Here is a 16,277-nt window from a genome sequence, read left to right as displayed (position 1 = left end):
TTAAGCAGCGATTTTAGCAACAACACCGGCGCCAACAGTACGGCCGCCTTCACGGATCGCGAAACGCAGACCTTCTTCCATCGCGATAGGTGCAATCAGCTCAACGTCCATGGAAACGTTATCGCCTGGCAGAACCATTTCTTTGTCAGCTGGCAAAGTGATGGTACCGGTTACGTCCGTTGTACGGAAGTAAAACTGAGGACGGTAACCTTGGAAGAATGGTGTGTGACGACCACCCTCTTCTTTGGACAGAATATAGACCTCTGCCGAAAATTTGGTGTGCGGCTTGATTGAACCGGGTTTGGCCAATACCTGACCACGCTCAACGTCTTCACGCTTGGTACCACGCAGCAACAGACCTACGTTATCACCAGCCTGACCTTCGTCCAGCAGTTTGCGGAACATTTCAACACCGGTACAAGTGGTTTTAACGGTATCGCGGATACCCACGATTTCAATCTCTTCACCAACCTTGATGATACCGCGCTCGATACGGCCGGTTACAACAGTACCACGACCGGAAATAGAGAACACGTCCTCAACAGGCATCAGGAATGTACCGTCAACGGCACGCTCAGGTGTAGGAATGTAAGTATCCAGGGCTTTGGCCAGTTCCAGAATGGCTTGTTTACCCAATGGGCCTTCATCGCCTTCCAGAGCCAGTTTGGCTGAACCCTTGATCACAGGGGTGTCATCACCGGGGAAGTCGTATTTGCTCAGCAATTCGCGAACTTCCATTTCAACCAGTTCCAGCAACTCTTCATCATCAACCATGTCGGCTTTGTTCAGGAACACGATGATGTAAGGAACACCCACCTGACGTGACAACAGGATGTGCTCACGGGTTTGTGGCATTGGGCCGTCAGCGGCTGAACAAACCAGGATCGCACCGTCCATCTGGGCAGCACCGGTGATCATGTTTTTAACATAGTCAGCGTGTCCTGGGCAGTCAACGTGTGCGTAGTGGCGCTCTTCAGTTTCGTACTCAACGTGTGAAGTGTTGATGGTAATACCGCGAGCTTTTTCTTCGGGAGCTGCGTCAATTTGTGAGTAGTCTTTCGCTTCACCACCGAACTCTTTTGACAGAACAGTACAAATCGCTGCTGTCAATGTTGTTTTACCGTGATCCACGTGACCGATCGTACCTACGTTTACGTGCGGTTTGGTACGTTCAAACTTACCTTTTGCCATGATCTATTATCCAATAAACTATATTTGAATGAGATTGAATTGTCCGGCCCCATAAATTGTTAAGAGCCGGACGCTTAAATTAAATTACTACTTGGAACGTGCGCTGATAACTTCATCAGCCACGTTTTTAGGAGCTTCAGCGTATTGCTTGAATTCCATTGTATAGGTTGCGCGACCTTGTGTCAGGGAACGCAGGTTGGTTGCATAACCAAACATCTCGGCCAAAGGAACTTCTGCCTTGATGACTTTACCGCCACCAGGAATATCGTCCATACCCTGAACCATACCACGACGTGATGACAAATCACCCATCACGGTACCAGCATAGTCTTCAGGTGTTTCCACTTCAACTGCCATCATAGGCTCGAGCAGCACGGGCTGTGCCTTGCGCATACCTTCCTTGAAAGCCATTGAACCAGCCATACGGAACGCATTCTCGTTAGAGTCAACGTCGTGGTATGAACCGAAGAACAGGGTTACTTTAACGTCAACAACGGGGTAACCGGCAACCACACCAGCACTCAGGGTTTCCTGAATACCTTTATCTACGGCTGGAATGAATTCACGTGGAACCACACCGCCCTTAATGGCATCAACGAATTCATAGCCTGCGCCACCGGGTTCCAGCGGCTCAAGTTTCAGAACAACGTGACCATATTGACCGCGACCACCTGACTGCTTGACGAACTTGCCTTCAACCTCTTCGCAAACCTTGCGAATGGTTTCACGGTAAGCAACCTGTGGTTTACCAACGTTGGCTTCAACGTTGAACTCACGCTTCATGCGGTCAACCAGCACTTCAAGGTGGAGCTCGCCCATACCTGAAATAATGGTTTGGCCTGACTCTTCATCACTGCGAACGCGGAATGAAGGATCTTCCTGGGCCAGACGGGAAAGGGCAATACCCATTTTTTCCTGGTCGGCTTTGGTTTTTGGCTCAACGGCCTGGGAAATAACAGGCTCGGGGAAGACCATGCGCTCAAGGACGATATGATCGCCAACGTCACACAGTGTTTCACCGGTGGTAACATCTTTCAGGCCAACAACGGCAGCGATGTCACCCGCCAGAATTTCCTTGATTTCTTCACGGCTGTTCGCGTGCATTTGCAGAATACGGCCAACACGCTCTTTTTTGCCTTTAACCGAGTTGAATACGGTTTCACCCGCATTCAGGACACCTGAATACACACGAACGAATGTCAGCTGGCCAACAAACGGGTCTGTCATCAGTTTGAATGCCAGTGCAGAAAATTTCTCTTTGTCATCAGCTTTACGGTGAATGACATTGCCTTCATCGTCTTCACCCTGGACAGGAGGAATATCAACAGGAGATGGCAGGAAATCAACCACGGCGTCGAGCATACGCTGTACACCTTTGTTTTTAAAGGCGGTACCGCACAGCATTGGCTGGATTTCGCATGCGATGGTACGGATACGGATTGCCTTGATGATTTCCGCTTCGCTCAGGGTACCTTCTTCAAGGTATTTGTTCATGAGCTCTTCGGAAGCCTCTGCTGCTGTTTCCAGCAAACTTTCGCGCCATTCATTGGCCTGATCAACCAGATCGGCAGGAATGTCGATATATTCGAACTTGGTACCCTGACTGGCTTCGTCCCAGATGATCCCTTTCATTTTGATCAGGTCAACCACACCTTTGAACTGGTCTTCGGCACCAATCGGGATAACGATAGGTACAGGATGTGCACGCAGACGGGTTTTTAATTGATCGTATACTTTGAAAAAGTTTGCACCGGTACGGTCCATCTTGTTGATGAAAGCCAGACGGGGAACCTGGTATTTGTTAGCCTGACGCCATACGGTTTCAGACTGGGGCTGTACACCACCCACAGCGCAGTAAACCATACATGCACCGTCAAGAACACGCATTGAACGCTCTACCTCAATGGTAAAGTCAACGTGTCCGGGGGTGTCAATAACGTTAATACGATGCTCTGGATAGTTGCCGGCCATGCCACGCCAGAACGCTGTTGTAGCAGCAGACGTAATGGTAATACCGCGTTCCTGCTCCTGTTCCATCCAGTCCATGGTGGCGGTACCCTCGTGGGTTTCACCAATTTTATGGTTCACACCGGTATAAAACAGAATACGCTCTGTAGTCGTTGTTTTACCAGCATCAATGTGAGCGGAAATACCGATATTACGGTAACGTTCGATGGGGGTTTTGCGGGCCATTGTAGTGTCCTTAAATTACCAGCGGAAATGGGAGAAGGCTTTGTTGGCCTCTGCCATTCTGTGAGTGTCTTCACGTTTTTTCATTGCAGCGCCGCGACCTTCTGCAGCATCCATCAATTCACCGGCCAAACGCAAATCCATGGATTTTTCACCACGTTTTTTGGCAGCCTCGCGCAACCAGCGCATGGCAAGCGCCAAACGGCGAACCGGACGCACTTCGACGGGAACCTGATAGTTGGCTCCGCCCACGCGACGGCTTTTAACTTCGACAATAGGTTTAATGTTGTTGATGGCCAGGTTGAAAACCTCAATGGGTTCTTTGCCTGTTTTGGCCTGAACCTGGTCAAGCGCACCGTAAACAATACGCTCTGCAACTGCTTTCTTGCCTGAAAGCATAACAACGTTCATGAATTTGGCGAGATCTACACTACCGAATTTTGGATCTGGCAGGATCTCACGTTTGGGAACTTCGCGACGACGAGGCATCTTACTTCCTTTGTGACTGTTTCAGTTGAACCACTTTCGTGGCCGTGGCTGGCTATTGAGAACTCAGCCCCTTACATACCGCAGTAAATTTTTTCTCTCGCAGCTGCGGCTGCACGCTTACCACCTTTTGGCAGGAAGCATTGATTCAAACCAGCTTAAGCTTTCTTAGGACGCTTGGCACCGTATTTGGAACGAGACTGTTTGCGATCTTTAACGCCTTGCAAGTCAAGGGAACCGCGAACAATGTGATAACGCACACCTGGCAAGTCTTTTACACGACCGCCGCGCACCAGCACGACAGAGTGCTCTTGCAGGTTGTGGCCTTCACCACCGATGTACGAAATAACTTCGAAACCGTTGGTTAAGCGAACTTTAGCTACTTTACGCATAGCTGAGTTTGGTTTTTTAGGTGTTGTTGTGTAAACACGGGTACAAACACCACGGCGTTGTGGACAGTTTTCAAGCGCTGGGCTCTTACTGTTCACGCGGCTAGTTTCACGCGCCTTGCGCACGAGTTGACTAATGGTAGGCATGACCTTGCTTGTCCTATTAATGTACAAAAATGTACTGGATTTATATATCGTCTGTTTAACGTACTGACTTTAATGTACGCCAGGCCTTAGAAAGATTGACATGCGTGATTGCAGATCAAGGCTATTCTAAGCTAGGATTTGTTGTTATATCACCCGAATAGCCAACTTGCCCGCAAATTTTGACAATCTGCAGATAAGCAACCACAAAGAGCGATAAACTGACCATGGCCTTGTTAAATTGAAAAAATCAACCTAACAATCAACCACTTACCAACCGGTTAAAACCCAAAACAAAACGGGCTTACACCAATCAGCCCATCACAATACCACATTTAACAAAAAAAAGTCAAGAAGAACAAAACTTATTGTGCTTTTGATAAAAAAGTGCAATTTTACAATATCAACTGAAAGCGCAATTTTGCAAAATCAACTGTAAAATGTCAAAGATTGTTAACGATATTTTGTTAAATGAATTACCAATTCTTTTCCTGTTATCTTAGTCCAGGCAAAACCAATCATTAAAAATCAGTCACTTATTTACATTTTATTTACATTGAAACAAGTCATATAAATTCATAAGCATTATTGCGAGTAATTTATACCGCGTTAATATTTTATAAGAGATTTACATTCAATGATCATTGCCTCATTAGAAGACGACCCGGTCCAGGCACAATACATAGTACACACCTTAGCTGAAGCCGGATTCAACAGCAAACATTTTGCAACAGGCAAGGATTTACTGGTTGCCCTGAAAAAATCGGAAAAACTTGATTTATTGTTGATAGATTGGGAATTGCCCGATATTTCCGGCAAAGACATTGTCATATGGATACGTGCCAACCTGGACAACCAGCTGCCTGTGATATTCCTGACCAACCGTAACCAGGATCACGATCTGGTTACCGGACTGAATGCCGGTGCCGATGATTATCTTGTCAAACCCTTCAAGGCGCCCGAACTGATTGCCCGTATCAAGGCACTGCTGCGCAGGAATAACGCAGGAAACACCTCAAACATCATCAAACAGGGACCCTATCAGTTAAATCAGCAAAAGCGCGAAATCACCCTGCATGGAGAGCCTGTCCAGCTGGCACCCAAAGAGTTTGACCTTGCCTACCTGTTTTTCAGCAATATCGGGCGGCTTTTCTCACGGGATACCATCAGTGCCGCCATCTGGAACCGGGAAATACCGGCCACCTCACGCACCCTCGATACACATCTGTCAAACATTCGCCAGAAACTGCACATCAATCCGGAAAATGGTGTTCGCATCGTTTCATCCTATGCTCTGGGTTACCGGATGGAATTATTCAATCACCATACAGACGATACACCAGTAACCACGGTCTGAATAACAAAACACCTCCATCAGTCTGAATGACCCAACACCCCCATGAGAATCAACACTTTCTTACGCCTCCTGCTGTTAAATATTGCCTGTTTGCTAACACTTGATATCCATGCACAGCCTGCCGGTGCCCATGAAGACCATTTTCTGTATCAGATCAAACCCGGAGAAACCCTTTCCTCACTGTCTGAAACCTTTACAAGCAAACAGTCCAACTGGAAAGCCATCCAGAAAAGCAATCGTATTGCCAATACCCGGAAAGTGCCTATCGGCATGACACTCAAGATCCCCTTCTCACTGATTGATGAAGAGCCCGACCAGGCAAAAGTCCTGTATCTGACCGGCAATGTGCTGGTCAATAATCAGCCTATAGACAAAAATCGTGTCATTGCCGAGGCAGACACCATTATCACCGGCACACAAAGCAATATCACCCTGGTACTTTCCGATGAAAGCAAGGTACAAATCCCCCCTGACAGTACGGTGCTCGTGAAACGCTTACGAAAATTCCGTGGCACTGGCCTGATCGACGCCATCTTCAATATTGAAACCGGAAAGCTGGCTGCCCATGCCTCCCCCAAAAAGACCGGGGTAGGCCGTTTTGAAATTCGCACCCCCGTCAGTATTACAGGGGTACGGGGCACCGTGGTTCGGGCAGAGGCTTCCCAACAGGCAGGCTCGTCAAGCGAACTGTTGAACGGTAAAGCGGCCTTCATTGCGGCCGCATCCCGTGACCAGTCCGTGCATCTCAATGCCAATCAGGGCATTACCGCTACTCCCAAAGGCCAAGCCGGTGATATCATTGAGTTATTGCCACCACCGGAGATCCAGCTGAAGCAATCCAGTCCCTTCGAATTCAAGGTAGCCATCCAGCCGGTTACTGGCGCAACATCCTACCTGGTACGCGTATCCAATGACATTTCCGGCTACGATGTCCTGTTCACCGAAACCGTTAAAAAACCTGAAGCCCGCGTTACCGGGCCAGGCAAAGGCACTTATTATGTTTCAGTCCGCTCCATTGACAGCAACCAGCTTGCCGGTGCTGATGCCGTCCAGCCGTTCACCATTACTGCCACAAGTATCATGACAGAAACCGGTGTATCAATTGGCACACAGTCCGGTCCCCTGATCCAGACACACTACTAGCAGCCGACTCATTAAAAATGAAACACATGAAAAAGCGTTATGGTCTCGAATGGCTGGTTGTCAGCCTTCTCATTCTGATGATCACTGCTTTTCTTTCCGTTTTTAAAAGTTTCCCGCTGCTTGACGCCCGCATTTACGATATCGCCATCCAACTAACCCAGGACAAACCCGCTTCCGAAGACATTGTCATTGTGGCCATTGATGACAAAAGCATTGCGGAAATCGGCGTCTGGCCCTGGCGACGCTCGGTCCATGCCGATCTTCTTGCTCGCCTGCAGCAAAGCAAGGCCGTTGCGTTCGATATCAGCTTTATGGGCACGCAAGCCGGCTATGAGCAGGAAAATGCAATATTTGCCAACGCCATCCGTAATCATGGCCGCGTCATCCTGGCCAACTATTTCACTGAAGCCGGTAACCTGCCCAATAACCCTGAGCCTGAATTCGTGCAAGCCGCCCAGGGACTGGGCTTTATCAACATCAAGATTGATCCTGATGGGCTGGTGCGACGCGTCCCCCTGCAAAAAGTGCAAAATGACGGCAGCCCGGCCTACCATCTGAGCCTTGCCATGTTAAATGCGGGCGGAGAACATGAACTGGTTAAACAGACCCTGCAACAAACCGGTAACCGCGAAACGGCCATTCCGTTTGCCGGTGCTCCCGGTCATTTTCAGATGCTGCCTTATAGCGATGTCCTGAATCAGCGCATTCCCGCCAGCTTTTTCAAGGATAAATACGTCCTTATTGGTGTCTGGGGCAGCGGACTGGGAGATCAGTTTCCCACGCCTACCTCATCAAAAAGCCTGAACATGGCGGGTGTGGAAATACTGGCCAACAGCTTGCAGGCAAGCCTTGAGCAAACCTGGATTAAAGAAACCAGTCCGCTCATTGACCTGCTGCTTGGCCTGTTGCCAATGCTGGTTTTATGTGTCTTTCTCAAAAACTCGTCCCCCAGAACCATTCTACTGCTGAGCATCCTGACAGCGATCCTCATTATCCTGCTTCATGGTCTCCTCATGTTTCAATGGGGCATCTGGCATAGCCCCTTGCCTGCCATGCTGGGCATCTTGCTGTTATATCCGCTCTGGAGCTGGCGTACCCAGGAAATGGCGCTTTATCAGATGCGCCGCGAAATTGCCGAGCTTAACGAAAAAGAACCCCTGTTTAAAACAGAAATCAAAAACTGGCAGCAAGTCAATTACGGCCGATCCCTCAATGACCGGCTTGCCGAGTTCAGGGAAATCATGGAGCAGGTTCGCAGTTTGCGGCAATTCATTATGGATGGCATCAACCGCATGCCTGATGCCATCGCCGTATTCAACCTGGATCATAAACTGCAATTCACGACCGATACCACCAAAAACTATATGCAAAAAGTGGGGAGCCCTACACCCGAAAAAAACCAGACCTTGGCACAGTTTCTGATACCCGTTGTCTCAGACAATGAACAGCGGGCTGAAATTATGGCGGTCATCAACAAAATCAGCACCCCTGAAGAGCGACAAACCGGCCTGCTCGATGAACTCAGGAAAAACGGTGTCGAAATCAAAGACTGCATTGAACAGAACCTGCTACTGAAATATGTCAACACCTACTCTGGCAGCGGTGAGCATATCGGCTATATTCTGAGTCTGAATAACATTACACCCATCCGTCAGGCCGAACGCAAGCGGGAAGAAACACTGCGTTTTCTTTCGCATGACATGCGTGCCCCACAAAGTGCCATCCAGGCACTCATTGAGCTGCAAAGAAATCCCCAAACCGCGTTACCTGATGAAGAGTTTTATCAACGTATCAACAATCTTTCCAGTCGAACCCTGAAACTGGTTGATGACTTCCTGCAATTGACACGTGCTGAATCGATGGAACTGAACCTGGTACCCGTCAACCTGACAGAATTGCTGGAACATATCATCAGTGAATACTGGGGAATCAGCCAAAAACGCCATATCAATATCACCAGCGACTTTGGTAATGAACTTGCCTTTACCCAAGGAGATCATGTCCTTTTATCACGCTGCTTCGTCAATTTAATTGATAACGCCTTCAAATACAGCCCCGATAACACCACCATCCATTGTTCCATCCATCGTCAGGACGCCTATTGGCAGGTCAGGATCAAGGATCAGGGTATTGGGATTTCCGAAAAAAACCAAGCCACGATTTTCAATTCTTTTTTTCGTGTATCTGGCCCGGACAGTCAGGTCAACGGCGTGGGACTGGGACTGTCTTTCGTCAAAACCGTCATAACGCGTCATAATGGCCAGATTCAGGTTGAAAGTGAGCCTGGCCATGGAACAACTTTTATTATTAATTTGCCACCGGACGAATACGAAGAATCTGTTTAGCCTTCTCAATCACGGGCATATCCACCATCTTGCCGTCCAACTTGAAGGCGGCAAGGCCGGTTTCATTGGCCATCTCCAGCACGCGGGTGGCCCAGGCCTTTTCTTCCTCAGTCGGTTCAAATACCTCATGAATAACGGCAATCTGGGAGGGATGAATGCACAACACACCAGCGTAACCCATGCCCTTGGCAAACGCAACCGCTTTGGCCAGACCCTGGGTATTGGCAATATCCGGAAACACACCATCCAGCGGAGGCAAAATACCTGCCGCACGGCTTTGAATGGAAATCTGACAACGTACATGATCGAGCAAGGCGCGAGCCCCTGGCGAATCGTCATCCATATTCAGGTCCAATGCCAGGTCAAGTGCGCCAAATGACACCCTTGCCACACCGGGTGTACGGCATAATTCGGCAAGATTGGCAATCCCAACAGCACTTTCAACAATGGGATAAACAGGCTTATCGGCTCGGGCCGCCAACTCAATCTGGCGTGAGCTTTCCGCCTTGGGCAGCATGACACCGGTTACATTGCCAAGGCGTCCGCACATGGCAATATCCGCATCAAACCAAGGTGCCTTGGCATCATTGACCCGAACCAGAAAACGGGCTTCGGGGTTGGCCTTGGCAAATTCCTCAAGATCTGCCCGGGCGCTGTCTTTGGCATTAACCTCAACGGCATCTTCCAGGTCGACAATCACACAATCGGCACCACTTTGTAGCGCCTTGGGGATACGATCAACCCGCGTTGCGGGGACAAACAATGCTGATCTTGACAAACTCATCACACCACTCCCTGTTCACGCCAACCCGCAATGGTTTGCTCGTCATAACCCAGCTCCCGCAGGATTTTTTCAGAATGCTCACCCAGGCCCGGCACCGCATCAATACGATATTCGTAAGCATTATTCACGCCCGGTGGCAACAGCGTTGGCAGCTTGCCCACCGGACTGTCCATTTCACGCCAGCGATTGCGTGATTTCAATTGTTCATGCTCCCACACCCCTTTCATGTCGTTCACAGAGGCGTTGGCAATCTTGGCCGTTTCCAGCAATTCGATCACCTGATCTTTGCTCATACCGGCAAAGGTGTCAACAATAATCTGCTTCAAGGCCTCACGATTGGCAGTACGCAAGGTATTGTTGGCAAAACGTTCATCAGCAGCCAGTTCAGGTTTACCCAGAACCTGCTCGCAAAACACTTTCCATTCGCGTTCATTTTGCAAACCCAGCATAATAGTCTGGCCGCCCCCGGTCGGGAAAGGACCATAAGGATAAATCACGGCATGCGCCGCCCCTGCTCGCACCGGAGGCTCCTGGCCTTCAAACGAATAGTACAGCGGAAAATTCATCCACTCGACCATACTTTCCAGCATGGAAACATCAATACGGCTGCCCTTGCCAGTTTTTTCACGCAACAATAGCGCGGACAGAATATTGCTATAGGCGTACATGCCAGCGGCAATATCGGCAATGGAGCAACCCGCCTTGGCCATCTCATCCTTGCTGCCCGTGACCGATACAAAACCGCTTTCGCTTTGAATCAACAGGTCATAGGCTTTTTTCTTCTCATAAGGGCCACCCTCACCATAGCCGGAAATATCACACACAATCAATCGGGGATATTTTTCATGCAGGGCCTCAAACGACAAACCCAAACGGGCAGCCGCACCTGGAGCCAGGTTTTGCACCAGCACATCCACCTGAGGCAACAGTTTTTCCAACACATCACCAGCCGCCTCATTTTTAAGATCCAGCGTCAGACTTTCCTTGGAACGGTTGGTCCAGACAAAATGAGACGCCATGCCCTTAACGCGCTCATCATAATTACGGGCAAAGTCTCCCACACCCGGACGCTCCACCTTGATTACGCGTGCGCCCAGATCCGCCAGCTGACGTGAACAAAACGGTGCCGCAATGGCGTGCTCAAGACTTAATACGGTGATACCTTCAAGCGGTCTAACACTCATTTGATTCATTCCTTAAATAATTTTATTTATTTGAAAAGCACTTCGCCAAGCTGGGCAACCGAGCCATCCTGCTGGGCCCATACCGCTGCCTTGCCCTCTTCTTTAATCGTCCCTTCGACCCTGAACGGCAAGGGACTGATCAATGGACGTGCACCACGATAAGAAAAACCGGTCACTGTTTTATCCGGGTTGGCATCGGTAAATGCCCGTAACACACAGGTGGCAATCAAGGGACCATGCACCACCAGACCGGGATACCCCTCAACCTCGGTCACATAGGGGTAGTCATAATGAATACGATGGCCATTGAAAGTAACCGCCGAATACCTGAACAGCATGGTGCTGGTCGGCACGATCTGGCTGGACCACTGGGCCGCTTCGGCTTCAGGCGTGCCTGACAGTTTTGGAGGGCTGGGCTCGCGGTAAACGATATCCTGCTCTTCGGAAATGCATAATTCATTGTTCTGGGTGTAGTCGTGCTTGACTGTGACAAACAACAGCTTGCCGGTTGAACCGCTTTTTTCTTTAATTGCCGTAATCGTGGACGTCCGGGTTGCGTCCTGACCCACCACCAGTGGCTTGATGAATTGAACCCGGCCACCGGCCCACATACGGTTGCGATTGTCAGCAGGAGGCAAAAAACCACCCCGTTGCGGATGCCCGTCAGTGCCCAGTTCATCCAAGGGTAATGGGTCCACGAACAGCGCCCACTGCCATAAATGTGGCAAAGGCTGGCCATTTTCGGGAACCGGCGCATTCAGGCTAAGGGCAATTTTCTTGACATGGGCCGGGTTGATAAACTCGCCATAACTTTCCTGACGGCCCAGCCAATCATTCAAATTCACACCATTCTGTTCATTACTCATTTCAGTCTCACAATTACACTTTTAAATATCAGTAATCATCAAGCATGCCCCAGAAACAGGCAAATGTGAATTCTTAAAACCGAAAAGGGGGCTTTTCAGAAAGATAAGGCCGCTAACAACTAACCGGTGACTTGATCTGTCTTTTTCTCTTCCTGCTCAACGTCTTCGCGCATCAGCTGCACCAGATCCTGGGCAAAGGGCGGCAGTTTGTCAAGATTGCGCACACAAACATGCAATTGGCGAAAAGCCCAGGCATCGGTTAAGTGAATGATTTTGACCGGCATGGTCACCGCGTAACGAAACGCTGCAGTTTCGGGAATCACACCAATCCCCACCTGCGCCGCCACCATCCGGCAGACCGCTTCGAAGCCACCCACCTCCACCCGGAACTTCAAGGGCACACCCAGCATATCGGCAGCATTGCGCAAAAACGCATGAATGGCACTCCACTCCGACAAACCGACATAGTCGTATGACAGGGTATCGGCAAAAGCGATCCGATCAACCTTAGCCAGCGGATGGTTCTGATGCGTCACCAGAACCAGATTATCGGAACGGTAAGGCATAAAGGTCAGGCCATCGGCCACCGTGTTTTCAGAAGGCTCCACGCCGGCCACCACCCCCACATCGGCCGTGCCTTCGGCCACCGCCTGGACGATCCGGTAACTTAGCCGCTCGCGCAATTCGATACTGACATCAGGATGACGGGCCAGGTATTTACCCAGAATGGCCGGCATGAACTCATTCATGGCCGTGGTATTGGCATACACCCTTACCTTGCCCTTGATCCCTTGGGCAAACTCACTGATATCGCCCCGCAGGTGTTCGAGCTGGCGTAAGACAATATGTGCATGACGCACGAAAGCCTCACCAGAAGGCGTTAGCGTAACCCCCTGGCTATTCCGGTAAAGCAATGCGGTACCCAGACTGTTTTCCAGATTCTTGATCCGGTTACTGGCGGCCGGCAATGACAGAAAAGAACGCTCCGCCCCCTTTGTCAGGCTATTAACCTCACTGATATTAACCATCAACTGCATATCCGTCAGGTCAAAATGCATTGCCATTTTTCAGCTCCTTAATAATTTGCAAAGCCATACTTAATAAAACATCAATAGTCAAAGCCTCGGAACTCAGGCACATTTACATCATTGAATATATCCATTTACCGTTATTACCCGTTATCTAGGAAAGATCTACTATGCAACACCAAGCCGATGCTTATCAGGATATTCGCGATGCCATCCGTGACCTATGCTCACAATTCCCTGCTGAATACTTCAGGAAAGTCGATGAAGAACGCGCCTATCCTGAGGAATTCGTCAATGCCCTGACCGAGGCAGGCTGGCTGGCCGCATTGATTCCACAGGAATACGGTGGTTCAGGCCTGAGTCTTACCGAGGCCTCCGTTATTATGGAGGAAATCAACCGCAACGGGGGCAATTCAGGTGCCTGCCACGGACAAATGTATAACATGGGCACGGTACTGCGCCATGGTTCCCTGGCCCAGAAACAAAAATACCTGCCCAAAATCGCCACCGGTGAATTGCGCCTGCAATCCATGGCGGTTACCGAGCCCACCACCGGCACCGACACCACCAAAATCAAGACAACCGCTGTCAAAAAAGACGGCCGCTATGTGGTTAATGGCCAGAAAGTCTGGATCTCCCGTATCCAGCATTCCGACCTGATGATTCTGCTGGCGCGCACCACGCCGATCGAACAGGTCACCAAAAAATCCGAAGGCATGTCAATCTTCATCGTTGACATTGCCGAAGCCATGAAAAACGGCATGACCGTCCGCCCGATTCCCAACATGGTCAACCATGAAACCAACGAATTGTTCTTTGACAATCTGGAAATTCCTGAAGAAAACCTGATTGGTGAAGAAGGCAAAGGCTTCAAATACATCCTGGATGGCCTGAACGCAGAACGCACCCTGATTGCCGCCGAATGTATTGGTGACGGTTACTGGTTCATCGACAAGGTCAGCGCTTACGTGAAAGAACGCGTCGTGTTCGGTCGCCCGATTGGCCAGAACCAGGGCGTGCAGTTCCCGATTGCCAAGGCCTTCATCAATATTGAGGCTGCCAGCCTGATGCGTTACGAAGCTGCCCGCCGCTTTGACGCTCACCAGGCTTGTGGTACCCAGGCCAACATGGCCAAATTGCTGGCCTCTGAAGCCTCATGGGAAGCCGCCAACGCCTGCCTGCAATTCCACGGTGGTTTCGGCTTTGCCAATGAGTACGACGTAGAACGTAAATTCCGTGAGACACGTTTGTATCAGGTAGCGCCTATCTCTACCAACCTGATCTACTCGTTTGTGGCCGAACACGTACTGGGCCTACCACGCTCATTCTAATCTGGCCACTATAAAAACCGGGCGGCTTTCGGGGCGCCCGTTTCTTCACTCCATTATTGAATTTTATTGCGATCATGACTACTCAAAGTGAACAGCTGGCTACGTTTGCCGCCAACTTGCAATTCAGTGATATACCCGCCCATGTCATCGCCCGTTGCGAAGACCTGCTGCTGGACACCCTTGGTTCAATCCTGGCCGGCTCTACCGCCCGCCCGGTAAAAACCATTGACGCTTTTGCCAAGCTGCAAGGCCCCACCACCGGTAAAAGCCAGGTGCTGGGCAATGTCCGCAACACCACTGCCCTGTTTGCCTCTCTGGTCAACGCTGCCGCTGCCCATATGGTAGAGCAGGACGACGTGCATAACGGTTCGGTATTCCATCCCGCCGCAGTGGTATTCCCACCCGCACTGGCGGTGGCCCAGGAAATTGGCGCCTCCGGCAAAGAACTGCTAACCGCCTGCGTGGCCGGTTATGAAGTGGGTATTCGCGTTGGTGAATTCCTGGGCCGTTCACACTACAGGATTTTCCATACCACCGGCACGGCTGGTACCATTGCCGCTGCCGTGACCGTGGGCCGTTTGCTGAAACTGAATCCTGAACAAATGCTGGATGCCATTGGTTCGGCCGGCACCCAGGCGGCCGGTTTGTGGGAATTCCTGCGCACTGCTGCCGACTCCAAACAGTTGCACACCGCCAAAGCGGCCGCCAATGGCCTGATTGCCGCCTACCTGGCCAAAGACGGTTTCACCGGTGCCAAACAGATTCTGGAAGGCGCTCAGGGTATGGGTGCCGGCATGTCTACCGATGCCGACCCACGCAAGCTGGTTGACGGCCTGGGTACCCGCTGGGCCTTGCCCGAAACCTCGTTCAAATACCACGCTTCCTGCCGCCATACGCATCCAGCCGCTGATGCCCTGCAAGTGGTCATGAAAGACAACAATCTGTCTGCCAGTGATATTGCCAGCGTGGTCACCCACGTGCACCAGGGTGCGATTGACGTGCTGGGCGCGGTGGTCAAGCCTGAAACCGTTCACCAGTCCAAATTCTCCATGGGTACCGTACTGGCCCTGATTGCCATCCAGAATTTTGCGGGCCTGGCTGAATTTGACGCAGCCCTGCACGACGAACAGGTGGGTGCTTTCCGTGAAAAAGTCACGATGGAACTGGATGAAGAAGTGGATACCGCTTACCCCAACCGCTGGATTGGCAAGGTTACGGTTACCACCAATGATGGCCGCGTGTTCAAGGGCCGTGTGGACGAACCCAAGGGCGATCCGAGCAACACGCTGAGCCGCCCTGAAATTGAAGACAAGGTCATGCGCCTGGGCCAATATGAAAACGCGGCCTCTACCGACACCATCAAGCATCTGATTGATTATGTGTGGGACTTGCAGAACAAGGAAGTGATAGAAGCACTGGTTTAAGGTTGGGTGCTATAACAATAAAAAGTATGCATTCCCACGCAAGAGCGTGGGAACGAGTAAACGAGTAACGAGTAAAAGCGCCGGTTTAAGGGTGGGTACCATATGCATTCCCACGCAGGAGCGTTGGGAACAGGTAGTGCTGGTTTAAGGCTTGCCAAAAATCTGAATTTGTACGATCTCTAGTGGAGTAGACTTTGTCCCTGCGTAACAGCAGGGATTTTTTTGCTTGAAATAATCTCCCCGATCAATAATATATTTATATAATATTTATTTATATAAAAATTGCATGAATATGCTGTAATGTTGTGCTGTGTACTCGTTCCCACGCTCCTGCGTGGAACGTATAATTTTATTCAACGCCATAGATATTTTCAAACTATAAACTGTTGCATAATTTTTTCTATTAATATAATAT

13 protein-coding genes are annotated in these 16,277 nt (G+C 50.1%); 5 read left to right on the top strand and 8 right to left on the bottom strand.

Going from position 1 to position 16,277, the window contains the following annotated elements:
• The 4 genes from tuf to rpsL all read right to left on the bottom strand — a co-directional run bounded on the left by tuf (position 1) and on the right by rpsL (position 4,403).
• Positions 1–1,191 carry an elongation factor Tu gene (gene tuf, locus KU392_RS06165; RefSeq protein ID WP_217734835.1) on the bottom strand — a complete coding sequence of 397 codons (1,191 nt, stop codon included), beginning with the start codon at positions 1,189–1,191 and terminating at the stop codon, positions 1–3.
• Positions 1,192–1,278: 87 nt separating this feature from the next.
• Positions 1,279–3,384: an elongation factor G gene (fusA, locus tag KU392_RS06160; RefSeq protein WP_217734873.1), complete on the bottom strand. Its 2,106-nt coding sequence runs from the start codon at positions 3,382–3,384 to the stop codon at positions 1,279–1,281.
• A gap of 15 nt (positions 3,385–3,399) precedes the next feature.
• On the bottom strand, positions 3,400–3,870 hold the full coding sequence (gene rpsG / locus KU392_RS06155; protein ID WP_169295608.1) for a 30S ribosomal protein S7: 471 nt from the start codon (positions 3,868–3,870) through the stop codon (positions 3,400–3,402).
• 155 nt (positions 3,871–4,025) lie between these two features.
• Positions 4,026–4,403, bottom strand: a complete 378-nt coding sequence (rpsL, locus tag KU392_RS06150; RefSeq protein ID WP_169295609.1) for a 30S ribosomal protein S12 — start codon at positions 4,401–4,403, stop codon at positions 4,026–4,028.
• A 634-nt stretch (positions 4,404–5,037) separates the two neighbouring features.
• On the opposite strand from rpsL, the gene KU392_RS06145 reads away from it, so the two are divergent.
• From KU392_RS06145 to KU392_RS06135, 3 genes are read left to right on the top strand one after another with little or no spacing between them, the layout of a single operon-like run.
• Complete coding sequence (locus KU392_RS06145; RefSeq protein WP_169295610.1) at positions 5,038–5,757, top strand: response regulator transcription factor; 720 nt, start codon at positions 5,038–5,040, stop codon at positions 5,755–5,757.
• Positions 5,758–5,799: 42 nt separating this feature from the next.
• A complete protein-coding gene (locus KU392_RS06140) occupies positions 5,800–6,900 on the top strand; it encodes a FecR family protein (RefSeq protein ID WP_217734872.1) in 1,101 nt (366 codons plus the stop codon).
• A 17-nt stretch (positions 6,901–6,917) separates the two neighbouring features.
• A complete protein-coding gene (locus KU392_RS06135; protein WP_217734871.1) occupies positions 6,918–9,245 on the top strand; it encodes a CHASE2 domain-containing protein in 2,328 nt (775 codons plus the stop codon).
• On the opposite strand, the gene KU392_RS06130 is transcribed toward KU392_RS06135, so the two are convergent.
• From KU392_RS06130 to KU392_RS06115, 4 genes are all read right to left on the bottom strand, one after another.
• Positions 9,208–10,029, bottom strand: coding sequence for an HpcH/HpaI aldolase/citrate lyase family protein (locus KU392_RS06130; RefSeq protein WP_169295613.1), 822 nt, complete (start codon positions 10,027–10,029; stop codon positions 9,208–9,210). The two genes, KU392_RS06135 and KU392_RS06130, sit on opposite strands and share 38 nt — an antisense overlap.
• Positions 10,029–11,222, bottom strand: a complete 1,194-nt coding sequence (locus tag KU392_RS06125) for a CaiB/BaiF CoA transferase family protein (protein WP_169295614.1) — start codon at positions 11,220–11,222, stop codon at positions 10,029–10,031. Before KU392_RS06125 ends, KU392_RS06130 begins: the two co-directional genes overlap by 1 nt.
• Before the next feature lie 17 nt (positions 11,223–11,239).
• A complete protein-coding gene (locus tag KU392_RS06120) occupies positions 11,240–12,079 on the bottom strand; it encodes an HTD2 family dehydratase (RefSeq protein WP_217734870.1) in 840 nt (279 codons plus the stop codon).
• Positions 12,080–12,198: 119 nt separating this feature from the next.
• The gene (locus tag KU392_RS06115) at positions 12,199–13,143 is read right to left on the bottom strand and encodes a LysR family transcriptional regulator (RefSeq protein ID WP_169295615.1); all 945 of its coding nucleotides are present in this window, start codon (positions 13,141–13,143) and stop codon (positions 12,199–12,201) included.
• A 134-nt stretch (positions 13,144–13,277) separates the two neighbouring features.
• Between KU392_RS06115 and KU392_RS06110 the strand changes: the two genes are divergently transcribed.
• Both KU392_RS06110 and KU392_RS06105 read left to right on the top strand, forming a co-directional pair.
• Positions 13,278–14,438, top strand: a complete 1,161-nt coding sequence (locus tag KU392_RS06110; protein ID WP_169295616.1) for an acyl-CoA dehydrogenase family protein — start codon at positions 13,278–13,280, stop codon at positions 14,436–14,438.
• 74 nt (positions 14,439–14,512) lie between these two features.
• On the top strand, positions 14,513–15,862 hold the full coding sequence (locus tag KU392_RS06105; RefSeq protein WP_217734869.1) for an MmgE/PrpD family protein: 1,350 nt from the start codon (positions 14,513–14,515) through the stop codon (positions 15,860–15,862).
• The last annotated feature ends 415 nt before the right edge of the window (positions 15,863–16,277 follow it).

Origin of the sequence: Advenella alkanexedens, assembly GCF_019132845.1 — a bacterium.
In the GTDB taxonomy this organism is placed as follows: domain Bacteria; phylum Pseudomonadota; class Gammaproteobacteria; order Burkholderiales; family Burkholderiaceae_B; genus Advenella; species Advenella alkanexedens.
This window is presented reverse-complemented; position numbering and strand designations above follow the sequence as displayed.